Source organism: uncultured Nostoc sp. (genome assembly GCF_964247315.1).
Lineage (GTDB): Bacteria > Cyanobacteriota > Cyanobacteriia > Cyanobacteriales > Nostocaceae > Nostoc.
In genome coordinates, this window is record NZ_CAXTTT010000079.1 from 22,060 (window position 1) to 36,165 (window position 14,106).

The following is a 14,106-nucleotide window of genomic DNA, read 5'->3' on the forward strand; positions in this document are numbered from 1 at the left end:
TACATTAAAAATTAAACTGTATTGGCTGGCTGATGAAGTTTTTTACATGAAAAAACTGCCTCAAATTATACTTTATTTTTGATAATCGCATCTGTCTTAAGAGATAAATTATAATTTTCTCCTGAAATACATTTTGTAATGCCTTATTGAGTACTTAGATATAGATGTCCGTACAAGTATCTACTCTTCAATGATAATTCTCTAATCCTAAGCGATCGCTATTTCTATATTAATGTCAGCAAACAACCAAGAGCTTCCGCTATAACTACAACGTTCAGAGATACCGTTTACTACAAGTAAATACTTATAAAATTTTGATAAATAAGTCATAATTTATATAAGTAAAATAATAAAACTTTTTTAAAGAGTAATCTCAAATTAGTGAGGGCTTTTTCTCGATAAATACATTGTCAGTAAGCAATTGCAGGTTGTGTCAGTTATAAGCTTTTCGATCGACTTATCTTCAATACGTCAAGTTTGTTTAATGATTATAAGAAAATTATCTAAAGTATAGGTTACTACTTAATCATATTATATATATTGTATGTTATTTTACTATAAAAATACATAAATTAAGTATTAACACTATTAGTAATTTTAACTATTTTATTAAAGAATAATTGTAGTAACCGCGTTTTCTACTAGAAACAAAGTAATTATAAAGACCATAATTACTGGCAATTAATCCGATTGCAGCGCCAAATAAGGTGTTGTGGCAGTTAGGCTTTTTCAAAAAAATCCAAATTTAAAATAGGAGTGCTAAAGATGACTGATGTACTTGCAATTGGCGCAAATATCAAGCAAGAGACTGCTAAATTTGACAGCTTTTGGGACAAAGAAATCAGACCGTTATTTACAGATGAGTCTCTATCTTTCAAGGTAAAAACTCTTAACGGAAACTATGTCAAGTACGTCAACTTGGATAATGGAGCTACAACCACACCCTTTGCAACCCTAAAGCAGTACGTGGACGAAATGCTTGACACCTATGGCAGTGTACATCGAGGTTCTGGGCAAAAGTCCATCATTACTACACGAGAATATGACGCCAGTCGGAACATTATTCGGGACTTTGTGGGGTCATCTTCAGACAATTATGTAATCTTTGCGAAGAATACAACAGAAGCAATTAATGGAGCCGCCACACTTTGGGCAAAAAAACCTGGGAAAATCTTAGTTTCTGATATCGAGCATTCATCTAACCTGCTGCCTTGGGTTACTAGAGACGAAGTTGTGCAGTACAGAACGCAGCCAGATGGAAGTGTAAGTGTTACAGAAATTGAAGATATCTTCAAGGCACACCAAAATTTCCCCGAAGCCGAGCAAATTAAGTTAGTAACTATTACAGGTGCTTCCACAATAACAGGTTACAGACCTCCAATTTACGAAATTGCAGCTTTAGCACATCGGTATGGGGCGAAAATATTTGCTGACGTGTGTCAGTTAATTCAGCACGAACGAGTCGATATGCGTGCAGATGACGATCCATGTCATTTAGATTTTGTGGCTTTCTCTGGACACAAGATGTATGCCCCTTATGGAACCGGAGTTTTGCTGGGGCCAAAGGAATTTTTTGATAGCTCCTACCCTTATCAAATTGGGGGTGGAAACCTACCTTATATCACCAGAAACCTAGAGATCAAGCGTTTTTATACAGAACGGGCGCACGATCCTGGAACACCAAACGCAATGGGTGCGATCGCTATTGCCAAGGCGATTGAAATTATCGAAGCAGTAGGGCGCGATCGCATTGCTCAGTACGAACACTCTCTAGTTGAATTTACATATACACGGCTTGGGCTGATTCCTGGTGTCAAAATACATATTCCTGGAGATAATTTAGCCCATGTTATTCCCTTTGATATTGATGGATTTGACGGACGCTTAGTAGCAGAGATTTTAGCACAAGAATATGGCATTGGCGTTCGGGCTGGGGCTTTCTGCACTTATGAATACATTCGCAAACTCAAGAATATTTCAGACGAGCAAGACTATGAGATTGCTCAGGAAGTAGATAGGGGAATTACGCGTAATATTCCTAGTATTATCCGAGCCAGCTTTGCTGTATATAATACATTAAAAGATTGCGATCGCTTTATAGATGCGATCGCTCAAATAGCTAAAAACGGATTGGCTCATTATTTGCCCAATTACACACAAGATCAGATAACTGGTGTTTGGACAGCGATAAACAGCTAGTTTTATTAAGGCATTGAAAAAGGTAGAGGAGCAGAGGGGCTTCAGGGAAAAGATTTACTGCAACTTCTCTCCTGCTCCCCTACTGCTTCATTCTCTGTTTCTTAATTACGAAGTACAAATTACAAGGGGGTAATAGCTTGAGCAATGAAAACCTCTTTGACCAGGAGGATTATTTACAGGCACGGGTTGAACAGTGCATCTGGCAAAAAAGCACAGATGCAGGTATTTCGCGCCAGCGCTTTCTGAAAATACTAACTACTATGGTTGGCGCAACAGCCATCGGAGGGTTAGCTAAACCTGCACTTGCTCACAGTCAGACAGCTGTTAAAACTAAAGGCAGCAAAATACTTAAGCCATTGCCACCAGGGTATATCTCTCATAGCAAAGGCACATTAGAGATGAACTGGGAAGCGATGTATGGGCGTGGCTATTTAGTACCAAATGATTGGTTCTATGTTCACAACCGCAGTACACCTCCCCCTTTTGACCCATCTACATGGCGTTTGCAAATTCATGGAACTGGCGTTTCTGCCCCCTGTGAGTTTACCTACGATGAAATCATCGCCATGCCATCCATCTCAATCACTTGTGCCATTGAGTGTGCTGCTAATGGTCGGCGCTTCTTTGAAGAAGCTTACAACACACCACTCCCTGGAACACTGTGGAGACTTGGGGCTATTGGTGTGGCTGAGTGGACTGGTGTACCACTTGGTATGTTATTAGAGCGAGCTGGATTGAAATCCACAGCGAAAGACGTACTCGTTGAGGGTGCAGATGTAGATTCGCTGGACTCTGAGGAGACAAATAAATCCAAGTTCAGCAGTGTAGTTCCAATTAGCAAAGCATTAGCAGATAACTCGCTCGTCGTCTACGCTATGAACGGAGAACCATTACCTCCAGACCATGGCCGGCCATGTCGTGTGTTATTCCCTGGTTGGGGAGGAAACGCCAACGTTAAATGGATTGAGCGAATTGAGGTTTCTGAAACACCGATATATACGCAGTGGGTAACGGAGCAAATGGTGCTGATTGGTGCAGATTACCCAGCGATCGCTCCCTATAAAGGTAAGCTGATTACGTACCAAAACGTTAAAAGCGCCTTTGAGTTGGCTTGGCCAGCTACGCTTTCTGCTCAAAGCCACTTACTACGTGGACGTTCTTGGTCTGGGAAAGGAAAAATTGTCCGTGTGGAAGTCAGTCTAGATGGCGGTAAAACTTGGCAATTTGCACGACTGAGAGAACCAAATTTTCCATTTGCGTGGGTACGCTGGGACATTGAATGGAACCCACTTCCTGGGGAATATTTTCTCCAGGCTCGTGCTACTGACAATTTAGGTAATACACAACCGAATACAGTTCCGTGGAATGATTCAGGATTGCTTTATGGAGGCGTTGTTAGCCATCCAGTGACAGTACAGGCATGAGGAAAATAAGGGAGATGAGGGTACAAAAAGAATAATCTATGCCCAATGCCCAATGCCCATTGAGTACTATCAGTTCTGTAGAAAAATAATTATTTATGATTGATTTTAGTTGGTTGATTTTAGTGACCGGGGGTCTAATATCTGGAGTCATAGCTGGACTTTTAGGAATTGGTGGCGGTATTATTACAATTCCTCTTTTAGTCACACTAGGTTATACTCCCGTTCAGGCGATCGCTACTAGTAGCCTTGCTATTGTGATTACTTCAATTTCTGGAAGTTTGCAAAATTGGTGGATGGGCTACTTTGACTTTAAACGAGTAATTTATTTAGGAATTCCAGCTTTTATAACTACTGGAATAGGCGTATATTTTGCCAATAAAATTCCATCATATATAATACTTTTTACATTTGGCATCATACTACTTGCTAATATCTATCTGATTGAGCTTCGCAAGCAATTATCCTTCCAGGAAAAAGAGGATACAGCCCCAGTATTTAACCTATTAGTTTCTAAAATTGGCACTGGGGGAGCAGCAGGAATTTTAGCAGGTTTATTCGGTTTAGGTGGCGGTACGATTATGGTTCCGCTGCAAATGCTGCTACTTGGAGAAGAAATTAAAGTAGCAATTCAAACTAGTTTGGGCGTGATTGTCATCACTGCTTTAGCTGCCTGTACAGGACATACATTAGAGGGAAATATTCTGTTTGTTCAAGGTATAGTTTTGGGATGTGGCGGTCTTTTAGGCGTTCAAATGAGTACTCGTACACTGCCAAAACTACCAGATTCCACAGTGAGTTTAGTACTTCGTATTTTTTTAGGAGTACTATCAATTTATATTTTTTGGGAAGCTTGGATAAATTATCAACAAATAATTATTAATTCGTAATTCGTATAATTACAGCAGGTTTAATTTATTTTAACCACATATCTTGTAGCGAAATAACAACGCTCGTAGATGTTAACTTAAGCTAAAATAATTGGTTATTCATTACTTGTTATGCTAAAAACGTTTATAAATTAACTCACATCCCTTGCTGGGTAATAAAGACAGCTTTTAATTTTGACGTTTTAGCTTTGAGGAAAAAATCTAGGTTGTAACTGCCTGAAACCCCTGATTTTAAAGGCGAATTCCTAATTTTAGTTTAAACTTTAGCATAACACCTACGGAAGAGCCAAATAATTTTCAAATCTTGTTTCCAGCCGTCTAACTGGAAATGTTGCTCATTGTACTACTGCCGCGAGGAAGGCAAAGCCTCAATGAAGGGTATTCCCAGTCTGAGACTGGGAACGAGGCAACCTAAATTTGATGTTTGTAGTAGTGCCCACCCTACAGTTATTACTACTCATAATTACGAATTACATAGCTTGCTTCTCACCTTTAGCGAGTATTACGACTTACAAATTATTCGCTCAAGGTAGCCATCGGGGATGAAATCCGGCTAAGGGAAGTTGTTCTGGTCTAATTTCAACAGTCGCAGCATCTGCGATGGGCAACAGAGGCATTAACCACAGGCTACTGGTAGCAATAACATCTCCATCATCGGTTTTCAAAGTGTTTGTGGGTAATGATGCTGTTGTGTTTGTCTGCGGTACTACTTGGTCAAATAACAAGCCTAAACCGTCAGCAGATAAACTCATTTGCACATTCCGTTGAGCGGGAGGCAGTACTAACAGTGGTTTCTGTTGCCCAGTTTTCAAATCAATTGCCACCACATAGGGCTGTTCTATATATTGTTCCTTGGATACTAGCTGTGTTAGCAAGCAGTAGAGGGTGGGTGAGGCAATGTCAAATTGGCAACTGAGAATTGAACCTGTTGTTTTTAATAGCTGTTTCTGTACACCTTGGTTTGTCACCAAAAATAAATCCCGCGTGTAATCTGTATTAAACTTTACCATCGCTGCTTGAGAGCCATCTTTGGAGAAAGCCTGTACCAAACCAAACTGCGGCAGAAAATCCAAAGGTTTACTGGCATCACCTTGCAATGGTAAAATCGCTGCTCCCTGTCCTTGGGCAACCGCTACAGCTTTACTATCTGGCGTGATCATAAAGTCTCCCCCTGGCTGGCTTTTTAGACGTTTCGGGGTGGGTTTTTCTGCGGAACCATCACTGGTTGCTGGCATAAACCATAGTCCAAAGTCGCCAGGATTAGTTTTATTTCCTCGCTGGATAACAATAGTTTGCCCATCAGGTGATAAGTCAAATTTCAGGTTTTGATAATCTTTACTATCTAAAGTCAGGTCAACTTTGCCTTCTGGCTCTGCTTTTTGTCCAGATTTAGCAGAAACGCCTGTTGTCACCGTATACAGTTGGGCTGAAAGTAAGTCTTGATTGTTTGCGGCACGAGCAGAAAATAAAATTTTCTCACCATCAGGAAATGACTCAAAGTCAATTACTATCAGGTCTTTGGGAGTAAGTACCCTTTTTTGCTCTTGAGTCAAGTTGTAAAGAACTAACCGTCCCTGTTCTTCTTGGTCGGTTCCGATGTAAAGGATAACGCGATCGCGTGTACGAAAGCTACCTGTAAAGGGCTGTATCAACCGATTTTTCCCTTCTTGCTCCGCAAACTTATCTTGAGCTCCTTGTAACTGCACTTTATAATTTGTGCCATAAGGTGCTGGTGTTACCAGTGTATAAACCATCCGCCGCCCTGCCCAACTGAATTTACCTGCTAGGGGTGGCTCGATTTTCAAGTTATCTTCGACGCTTTTTGCTTCCATTGGGCGGCTGAAGGTGAGGGTGAAGGAATTATCTTCTGCCCCAATTTGTTGATTTTGCCAGGTAAATTCCCGAACACGAGCAGTTACCACATCACCTTGTAAGATGATTAACCCAATTAACACACTCAGCAGTAGCATTAGTGCGATCGCTATCCGATCCAGTGGTTGGAATGCTTTAGATTTAGTCATTGGTTATGGGGCATTGGGCATTGGGCATTGGTCGTTAGTTATCTAAAAATGACAAATGACAAAGGACTAATAACTATAAGGATTCTGCGGTTGAGGAATCTTTTTTAGAGAGGTAGCAGCAATGGTAAGTTGGCGTTTACCTGCCAAATTTTCTGTTATCATTTGTCCTTCTACTTCCAGCCAGGTATCAGTGGAGTAAGGCTCTTGATTATTTTGTAGTTTGACGGGCAATCCCACAGGGTAAGCATCTGCTGCACAGCAAGTTAAGACAAATCGTGCTAAAAACAAATATTCTTTTCCTATATCCGGCGGGTGGATAACAAATCCCTGCACCTTGACTTTTTGCCCTGTATATGTATCTGGCTCTGGATAGACATTAACGGTGCGTACCCAGTCTACAAGCGATCGCTCCTCTGGACGAACTGTAGCCCGAAAGGCTTGAGGTTTGACACGTGTGCTTCCCAATAAATCAGCTGTCACCCCCCTTTGGAGTGCTTTATCACTGGCAAAAACTTGCGGGGTGATAATAAAACCTAGAATTGCTGTAGTCAATAACAAAGTACTGCCCCAACCAGGGGGAAATAAACTAATATGCGGGGCGTTTGGCGTCATATCACGGCGACGACGTTGCCAAAGTTCCTGCATCTTGAAGAAACCAATAACAATTAAGCTGATACCAGTTACAACTACGAACCAAATGTAATTGGGATGAATCAACAGGTTCAGCTTATTAGTTAGCCAATATCTCAACATCAAAGTGCCCCAAGCTGTAATTGCTAGAGCATCCAGCCAAGGGAGTAATAGATTTGGAATTCTAGATTTGGGATTTTTGTTAGTCATTAGTCATCAGTCATTAGTCATTGGTCATTGGTCATTAACAAAGGACAAATGACAAATATTTTTTTAAAAGACGTGCAAGTTCAAGAAAAGGGTGAACAAAAATGTCAATTGTGCTGCTAAAGCAAATAAGTAAAAAACTGTTTTGGGTTTAAAAATGGATAACATCAAACCAATGCCTTTGATGTCAATCATTGGGCCAAACACTAGAAATGCCAACAATGAACCACTGCTAAAGGTTGAGGCAAAAGATAGAGCAAAGAAAGAATCAACTGTAGAACAAATTGACACCACTACCGCTAATATCAGCATGACCACAATTGAGGTAATGGGCCCAGCACCCAAACTGAGAATTAATTCACGGGGAGCTAGGACTTGAATAGCAGCAGCGATCGCACTTCCAACAACCATGACTCCGCCGAGTTCTCGGAATTCTTGGATGCTATTATCCACAACTAAGCGCAGTTTCGCTGCCAGTGGTTTATTGGAAGTAGAGACTGAGCTAGGTGGTACGAAATTAGCATCTATCCGTAGAGGTATACCTGCTTTTCCTCCTAAGATATAAGTCCCGGATTGTAAGATATTTGGTGTCAGTGCTTCCTCCTGTGCTTGGTAACGCTTACCACGGCGTTTAGTTTCAGGCTGCGCGGGTGGATTAAACTTCATATAACGAGCGATCGCAGGTTGAAGTATGGGATTTAAGTCCTTTTGAAAACTGAAAACATACCCGATAATTGTGGCAATTGCTAGGGAAAATACGACTCGTAAAACCACTATTTCTGGCTGATCTCGAAATGCTGTCCAAGTTGACCAAATTACAATTGGGTTAATTGTTGGTGCTGCTAGCAAAAAACCAATTGCCACTGGTGTGGGTACTCCTTGAATCAGGAATCGCCGCGCTACCGGTACATTCCCACACTCACACACCGGAAACAAAAAGCCGATCGCGCTGCCAACTAAAGCACCCAACAGCGGATTTTTGGGCATTTTTTCTACTAGTTTGCGCTCATCAACAAAAAACAGCAGCAAACTGGAGAATAAAACCCCAAGAAGCAAAAAAGGCATCGCCTCGACTAGCAGACTTAAAAATAGCGTAAAACCATTGTTCAATTGATTCATGGGCGTCGCAGTCAAAAGCGGTTTTTAGTTTTAGGGTTCTGCCTAGTCATTCTATCGAAATGGGGATCAAAAGCAGTTCGGGAAAATTAAACATTATTTAAGTAGCAAGTTATCCTACTTCCAAATAGCGGTTAAGCGCTACAAACCTTGGTTTCACACGAGTTCGTGACTTTTAACTGAGTGCATTTCCTGACGATGACCATTTCTAAGATTGTCTAAGTTCAGAAATTGTTCCCATCTAGAGAGCAAGTAACTGCACAGATGATTTGAAATTACCTATGTTTATACTTACAGGAATTTGCTGGATGAGATATTAGTTGGCTGTATTTTCATCAAGTATTCACAGTTCTTCAAGATTTGGGGTAGGCGTAGCCCGTCGTAGACATCGCTGTTGGTTGCTACCATCATTGATTTTGACTAGTTATAGCAAAATTCGATCTGAGCTTTGGTTGATTTTCTACTACAAAAACTCTAAAAAGGCAAGACCAAAGTTTAGCAGATACAGGAGATAATTGGGGGAATCTTTCGGCGTTAGCGATAGCCTAACTTTCTAGATGACGTGAAAAGTTGAGCTATGGCGAGTCACTCAGCCTTGAAAGCAGCGTCAAAATGATATCCCCAATTTCTTGTAAGAAGTCGGGGATATAGTCTACTCTTTGACGATTATTTTCTCCAATCGCTGTTAATTACGTTTTGTGGGAATCCCCCAAATCTTGATTTGTCGATCGAATCCACCACTGGCAAGAATTTTACCATTTGGACTAAAAGCGATCGCACTTACCCAGTCTGTATGTCCATTCAGTGTATTTATTAACTCGCCTGTAGTTAAATCCCACAATTTAATTCCATCTCTACCGGCACTAGCAAGGGTTTGTCCATCGGGATTAAGGGCGATCGCATTTACCCAGTTATTATGTCCTGTAAGAGTACGGACTAATTCTCCAGTATTAATATTCCACAGTCTTATGGTGCGATCGTGGCTAGCACTGACTAATGTTTGTCCATCTGGTGTAAAGATCACACCGCTAACAGCACTAGAATGAGCTACCAATTCACTGATTAATTTACCAGTACTCAAATTCCACAGCTTGATTACACCCTTATTATCACCACTAGCTAAGGTCTGTCCATCAGGACTAATAGCTAGGGTATAAATCAAATTATCAAAGCGTACTATAGTCCCTAGAGGACGCTGCTGTAGCAAATCCCATAAACGAATCCCATCTAAAGCTCCACTGACGAGAACTTTACTATCAGGAGATACCGCTAAAGATAATACGTTACTGGTATGTCCGACAAAAGAGCGGCTAAATTTTAAATTTTTCAGGCTCCAAAGGTTAATCGTATCGTCATCGCTACAGCTAGCGAGGGTTTGCCCATCTGGTGAAATCACTAAAGATTCTACGGCTGCTTTGTGTGCTTTGTTAATAGTCGCTAACTTTTTACCTTTTGCTAAATTCCACAGGCGAATTACACCCTCGTTTTCTGCACCTCCACTCACAAGAATTCTGCTATCTGGAGTGAAAGCGAGGGATTTAATGGTTCCGTTATGTCCGATGAGTGTGTAAAGCAGTTGAGCATTAGCAAAGTTGGTATTAGCTGGGAAGTTTGGCGTTACTTCAATGGCAGCATGAGCTTGATGAATATAAAACCCTTCCCAGGTAATCACTGGAAGGGCCACAGCTGCCATAAATGCCAGGATAATATCCGGCCGCAGAAATTTACCGCCACCTCTTCCCTCACTACTCACTCTTTTTCCTCACTTTATATAGATACAGTTAAACCCAATAAATTTTGCAGAGTTATTACTTAAATAACTCTGCACATCTTAAAGAGGTGGTTTTTTCTTAGAAACGCTTAACATTGGTAAAGGCGCACTAGAAGAACGAGAGGGCAAATAATGTTGCACTACAGGCTCCTCTGGTAAAGAACGACGCTGCTGAAAACGCCACAACTTAAAGCCTAGCGCTATCCCTGCCGTTCCCAAACCAAAAGCAAACAACGACCAGCTATCATTCAATCCGCCAATCAGGGCATCCATAACACCCATTGTCATCAATACACTGATTAGTGGCTCTTTTCGGTAGGTTGACTTTAAAAAACGAGGTAATACAGCATTCATCACAGCTTGGTTGGTTCCAGTTCACCTTTTGTGTATATTTACCAAGAATACCTCACCCATAATTTGCCTTTTTCATTCAAGGCAGACACTAATTTATGATTTTTTTAGTAGGGGGAGGAAATTTACTCATTAATCGCCTTACATATACTAGTTGCAAGTCTATGATATTTTGATCGCTAATAGGTATTTCAATTCCTCTCTTGCTTACATTCTAGGGCAGTTATTTATGAATAAGTCTAATTAATCTATCTAGGGCGAAGTACTCCGCTATCAATATATTGAAGTCCAAACCAACTGGTTGTTCCAGCTGGTTAAAACTCTTTTAATTACTAGCTTACAACTTCAAGATCGTACTTAATTGATGGCACTACTTCAGACCTAGCCATGATAGCACCCCTTGATTGCTTGTATATTCAATCACCAGCACTAAACCAAAGCCAATCATTGCCGCTCGACCATTCAAGCGTTCGGCATATTCGTTCAAGCCAAACTTAGGCTCTTCTAGTTTAGGTGTAATTGTTGGTTGTGTTTGTGTCATTTTTAAAAAACCTTTTTTTGGCAAATGGGACTTGATATCATACTTCTGGTAGAAGTCAGGGAATGTAGATATAATCACTACTTACTTTTCATGGTATCTGGAAAACCTCTCTCTAAATCTCTCTCCTAAAAGGAGAGAGATTTGGAATTTTTCAGATGACGTGAAAAGTCAGGTTAGCTTAAAAGCTGATTGCAGTGCTTGAATGCCAAGATGACTTGATAAATTCAGCAAGAGCTTCCCAGTAGTCCACCACACCAACTGTAGTGGGTGAATAAGCTCGTAGTAAGGACTAAAGTCCTTAGCTTGAGGGCTTTAGCCCTCGCTACGAACTCCGCAAAGTTGACTTGATAGACTACTAGTAGTGAGCTATACAATCGCTATTTTAATAAATTGTTACTATTCTTTATATATTGTATAAATACTGGGGCAATAGTCAAGGATAAGAGTTTGGGCTACTCAGATTGAATTGAGAAAGTTAGAACAGAAGTTAGGTATCTCTAATCCAGCTATCTCTAATACGGAACTAGCAAGATGGAAGTAGCAAGCTTGAAATTGGAAGGCTACAGTTAAACAAAAAAATTATCTGAGGCGATATATGGAAATCGGCGTTCCCAAGGAAAATAAGGATCAAGAGTTTCGGGTAGGGTTAAGTCCTTCTAGCGTGCGGGTGCTGCGAGAAAATGGTCATAGCATCTTCGTCGAGACGCAAGCCGGTAATGGTGCTGGATTCTCTGATGATGACTACAGAATTGCTGGAGCCGAGATTGCCCCTACATCAGAAACGGCTTGGAATCGGGAATTGGTTGTTAAAGTCAAAGAGCCTTTGACATCTGAGTATAAATTTTTGCAAAAAGGGCAAATATTATTTACTTATTTACATTTAGCAGCCGATCGCAAATTGACAGAGCATTTAATTGATTGTGGCACTTGTGCGATCGCTTACGAAACTGTAGAACAACCTGGTGCAAACAGACTACCCTTGCTCACCCCCATGAGCATTATTGCCGGTCGGCTAGCAGTACAATTTGGGGCCCGATTCTTAGAACGTCAACAAGGTGGTAGAGGTGTACTTTTGGGCGGTGTCCCTGGAGTTAAACCAGGCAAAGTAGTAATTTTAGGTGGCGGCGTTGTTGGCACAGAAGCAGCTAAAATTGCCGTAGGCATGGGTGCTAGTGTCCAGATTTTAGATGTGAGTGTCGAGCGCTTATCTTACTTAGAAACACTCTTTGGCTCTAGAGTCGAATTGCTTTATAGCAATTCTGCTCATATCGAAGCCGCAGTCATTGAAGCCGATTTGCTCATCGGTGCAGTTTTAGTGTTAGGACGTAGAGCGCCAATATTAGTATCTCGCGAATTGGTCAAACAAATGCGTCCTGGTTCGGTAATAGTTGATGTAGCTGTTGACCAAGGCGGTTGCATAGAAACCTTACACCCTACATCCCACACAAATCCGATATACATTGAAGAGGGTGTGGTGCATTATGGCGTTCCTAATATGCCAGGAGCAGTACCTTGGACAGCAACTCAGGCACTTAATAATAGTACATTACCTTATGTTGTCCAGTTGGCAAATTTTGGAATTTTGGCACTGGAAGTTAACCCAGCATTAGCTAAGGGTGTGAATGTGCAGAATCATCGCTTAGTGCATCCTGCTGTGCAAGAGGTGTTCCCTGATTTGGTAAATTAGATTTTTGTAAATTTAGATTAACCATAGTTTCTCGAAAACCCCATCCCTAACACCTCCCCGCAAGCGAGGAGGTGAAAGTTGGTGCTAAATTGCACCAACTTTATGAAGAACTACAAAAATGATTAAGATAGTTATAGAGTTTCCGAAATAAAGGGCATCTTCGTTGAACTTCATCTGGTCGGATGTCTTGTAATAGTGCCGGGGTGTGCAATCTTTTAGAATAACGTGTCGAAAGGCTATCAAACTCAGCTAAAACACTTGAATCAACTAGTGCCTCTGATAGCTTTTCTTGACAACAATCTCTGTCTTCATCATATTCACTAAATGATTCTGGTTCATTAAAAGGAATATTTTTTTCCTGATTAAGCCAGTAACGCATCCGCTCGTGTCTACCTCGAAAATCTGGATGTCTAGCTATTGAGTTACTCCAATCTGCAATAATCCAAGCTTCCAGTTCAGGAGCAGCAAACACAACAATTTTATTAATATCAGCACATTCTGGTATAGTTGATATCGCATCCAAAATTTTCTTTTCTTCAAGCTCTGGCGTGCGGCAATCTAAATCGTCAAACACTAAAATTAGATTACATTTATTTGGTTCATATCTTAAGGCAATAGGTAGTTCTTTAATCATTTGCTCAATTAGGCTTTGACTTGTTCTGCCATAACTACTTCCCTTACCAGGCTTAGGCCCAGGTTTTTGACGAGCTGGTGTTTTTCGTTCAAATTTACAATTAGAAAAATTTTGTTCTAAAAAAGGGATTAATCCTCTAACTTCAGCTTCCCCACCACCAGCAAAAACCCATACTACCACGGCCATCCTCCAATACTGGGGTCGCCAACACGATATAAATCACCTAATTGCCATCCTTCTTTTAATTTTTGATTTAGCATTTCTTTGGAGAGTGTTTTGATAGAGAAATGTGTTTTATCTTCTGAAGCAAAACAAAAAACATTTTCTAAACAATCCGTGAAATGATCTAAAAGATCGGGACTATGTGTGGTGATAATTAATTGGGTTTTTGCGGCAGCTTTTTTAATCCACTCTGCTAAAATTGGCATCCACGATATGTGCAATCCTAATTCTGGCTCATCAATGACTAGCAATGAAGGAAGCACTGGAGAATGTAATATAGTAGCCCAACAAAGCATTCTGACAGTTCCATCTGACATTTCATTTAGATAAAAAGCTTCCTTAATATCATGAAAATACCATTCTATAGCGTTTCTTAGTCTGGTGAAGTACAGTAACAAGAATGGGTAAACCAGTTA

The 14,106-nt window shown here is 40.7% G+C and carries 13 protein-coding genes; 4 read left to right on the top strand and 9 right to left on the bottom strand.

Annotated elements, in window-relative coordinates; genetic code table 11:
* Positions 1-207: 207 nt before the first annotated feature.
* Positions 208-330: a hypothetical protein gene (locus ACFE93_RS22185; protein WP_375476281.1), complete on the bottom strand. Its 123-nt coding sequence runs from the start codon at positions 328-330 to the stop codon at positions 208-210.
* Between the two features lie 435 nt (positions 331-765).
* Between ACFE93_RS22185 and ACFE93_RS22190 the strand changes: the two genes are divergently transcribed.
* The 3 genes from ACFE93_RS22190 (at position 766) to ACFE93_RS22200 (ending at position 4,510) form a co-directional block, all read left to right on the top strand.
* A complete protein-coding gene (locus ACFE93_RS22190) occupies positions 766-2,199 on the top strand; it encodes an aminotransferase class V-fold PLP-dependent enzyme (protein ID WP_375476282.1) in 1,434 nt (477 codons plus the stop codon).
* Positions 2,200-2,336: 137 nt separating this feature from the next.
* A complete protein-coding gene (locus ACFE93_RS22195; RefSeq protein WP_375476283.1) occupies positions 2,337-3,623 on the top strand; it encodes a sulfite oxidase in 1,287 nt (428 codons plus the stop codon).
* A gap of 95 nt (positions 3,624-3,718) precedes the next feature.
* Positions 3,719-4,510 (top strand): sulfite exporter TauE/SafE family protein, encoded by a 792-nt coding sequence (locus tag ACFE93_RS22200; protein ID WP_375476285.1) that lies wholly within the window; start codon positions 3,719-3,721, stop codon positions 4,508-4,510.
* A 524-nt stretch (positions 4,511-5,034) separates the two neighbouring features.
* Here ACFE93_RS22200 and ACFE93_RS22205 read toward each other — a convergent pair.
* The 6 genes from ACFE93_RS22205 to ACFE93_RS22230 form a co-directional block, all read right to left on the bottom strand.
* The gene (locus tag ACFE93_RS22205) at positions 5,035-6,531 is read right to left on the bottom strand and encodes a hypothetical protein (protein WP_375476287.1); all 1,497 of its coding nucleotides are present in this window, start codon (positions 6,529-6,531) and stop codon (positions 5,035-5,037) included.
* Between the two features lie 66 nt (positions 6,532-6,597).
* Positions 6,598-7,371: a TIGR03943 family putative permease subunit gene (locus tag ACFE93_RS22210; RefSeq protein WP_375476289.1), complete on the bottom strand. Its 774-nt coding sequence runs from the start codon at positions 7,369-7,371 to the stop codon at positions 6,598-6,600.
* Positions 7,372-7,434: 63 nt separating this feature from the next.
* Complete coding sequence (locus ACFE93_RS22215; RefSeq protein WP_375476302.1) at positions 7,435-8,487, bottom strand: permease; 1,053 nt, start codon at positions 8,485-8,487, stop codon at positions 7,435-7,437.
* A gap of 682 nt (positions 8,488-9,169) precedes the next feature.
* Complete coding sequence (locus tag ACFE93_RS22220) at positions 9,170-10,177, bottom strand: WD40 repeat domain-containing protein (protein ID WP_375476304.1); 1,008 nt, start codon at positions 10,175-10,177, stop codon at positions 9,170-9,172.
* 138 nt (positions 10,178-10,315) lie between these two features.
* A complete protein-coding gene (locus tag ACFE93_RS22225) occupies positions 10,316-10,609 on the bottom strand; it encodes a hypothetical protein (RefSeq protein WP_104907419.1) in 294 nt (97 codons plus the stop codon).
* Positions 10,610-10,976: 367 nt separating this feature from the next.
* Positions 10,977-11,147, bottom strand: a complete 171-nt coding sequence (locus tag ACFE93_RS22230; protein ID WP_375476292.1) for a hypothetical protein — start codon at positions 11,145-11,147, stop codon at positions 10,977-10,979.
* A 595-nt stretch (positions 11,148-11,742) separates the two neighbouring features.
* On the opposite strand from ACFE93_RS22230, the gene ald reads away from it, so the two are divergent.
* Complete coding sequence (ald, locus tag ACFE93_RS22235; protein ID WP_375476294.1) at positions 11,743-12,834, top strand: alanine dehydrogenase; 1,092 nt, start codon at positions 11,743-11,745, stop codon at positions 12,832-12,834.
* 100 nt (positions 12,835-12,934) lie between these two features.
* Here the strand turns inward: ald and ACFE93_RS22240 are convergent, their stop codons facing one another.
* Together ACFE93_RS22240 and ACFE93_RS22245 are read right to left on the bottom strand one after the other, a co-directional pair.
* Positions 12,935-13,654 (bottom strand): DUF4276 family protein, encoded by a 720-nt coding sequence (locus ACFE93_RS22240; protein ID WP_375476296.1) that lies wholly within the window; start codon positions 13,652-13,654, stop codon positions 12,935-12,937.
* The gene (locus ACFE93_RS22245) at positions 13,642-14,088 is read right to left on the bottom strand and encodes an AAA family ATPase (RefSeq protein ID WP_375476298.1); all 447 of its coding nucleotides are present in this window, start codon (positions 14,086-14,088) and stop codon (positions 13,642-13,644) included. The genes ACFE93_RS22240 and ACFE93_RS22245 overlap by 13 nt, the downstream gene beginning before the upstream one ends.
* Positions 14,089-14,106: the final 18 nt, after the last annotated feature.

Excerpts from the sequence above, each read along its gene's own strand:
- ACFE93_RS22185 (WP_375476281.1), bottom strand. The coding sequence starts at position 330 with ATGACTTATTTATCAAAATTTTATAAGTATTTACTTGTAGTAAACGGT.
- ACFE93_RS22190 (WP_375476282.1), top strand. The coding sequence starts at position 766 with ATGACTGATGTACTTGCAATTGGCGCAAATATCAAGCAAGAGACTGCT.
- ACFE93_RS22200 (WP_375476285.1), top strand. The coding sequence starts at position 3,719 with ATGATTGATTTTAGTTGGTTGATTTTAGTGACCGGGGGTCTAATATCT.
- ACFE93_RS22205 (WP_375476287.1), bottom strand. The coding sequence starts at position 6,531 with ATGACTAAATCTAAAGCATTCCAACCACTGGATCGGATAGCGATCGCA.
- ACFE93_RS22210 (WP_375476289.1), bottom strand. The coding sequence starts at position 7,371 with ATGACTAACAAAAATCCCAAATCTAGAATTCCAAATCTATTACTCCCT.
- ACFE93_RS22215 (WP_375476302.1), bottom strand. The coding sequence starts at position 8,487 with ATGAATCAATTGAACAATGGTTTTACGCTATTTTTAAGTCTGCTAGTC.
- ACFE93_RS22220 (WP_375476304.1), bottom strand. The coding sequence starts at position 10,177 with ATGGCAGCTGTGGCCCTTCCAGTGATTACCTGGGAAGGGTTTTATATT.
- ACFE93_RS22225 (WP_104907419.1), bottom strand. The coding sequence starts at position 10,609 with ATGAATGCTGTATTACCTCGTTTTTTAAAGTCAACCTACCGAAAAGAG.
- ACFE93_RS22230 (WP_375476292.1), bottom strand. The coding sequence starts at position 11,147 with ATGACACAAACACAACCAACAATTACACCTAAACTAGAAGAGCCTAAG.
- ald (WP_375476294.1), top strand. The coding sequence starts at position 11,743 with ATGGAAATCGGCGTTCCCAAGGAAAATAAGGATCAAGAGTTTCGGGTA.
- ACFE93_RS22240 (WP_375476296.1), bottom strand. The coding sequence starts at position 13,654 with ATGGCCGTGGTAGTATGGGTTTTTGCTGGTGGTGGGGAAGCTGAAGTT.